Origin of the sequence: Planktothricoides sp. SR001, from assembly GCF_001276715.1 — a bacterium.
Taxonomy (GTDB): Bacteria; Cyanobacteriota; Cyanobacteriia; order Cyanobacteriales; family Laspinemataceae; genus Planktothricoides; species Planktothricoides raciborskii.
Genome location: NZ_LIUQ01000034.1, coordinates 8,588 through 8,961, shown reverse-complemented (window position 1 = coordinate 8,961; position 374 = coordinate 8,588). Strand labels below are relative to the sequence as shown.

Sequence of the window (374 nt, the reverse complement as noted above, 5' to 3'; positions counted from 1 at the left end):
CGAATTGCGGGCAGGGAACCGTCGGGAAAACATTGCCCAAGCGAGAGCCCGTTTAGCCCAAGCCCAAGCCCGTCTGACGAGGGTAAAAGCCGGTAGCCGATTTGAGGAAATTGCCCAAGCGGAAGCAAGGGTAGTGGACGCCCAGGCTAGAGTGGAATTAACGGAAGTGCGGCGAAAACGAAATCAGCAATTAGCCGACGAAGGGGCAATTTCTCAAGATAGCCTGGATGAAGCGGTGACGGAAAATCGGCGGGCTCAAGCCAATTTACAAGAAGCGCAACGCCAGTTAGAACAACTGCAAAAAAATCGGCGGGAGGAACTGACACAAGCGGAAGCGGAAGTGCAAGAAGCACAACAGGCTTTAGCTTTGCAAG

1 pseudogene is annotated in these 374 nt (G+C 53.5%); it reads left to right on the top strand.

Annotated elements, in window-relative coordinates:
* Positions 1-374 (top strand): annotated as a pseudogene (locus AM228_RS34355) (efflux transporter periplasmic adaptor subunit); the annotation flags it as partial.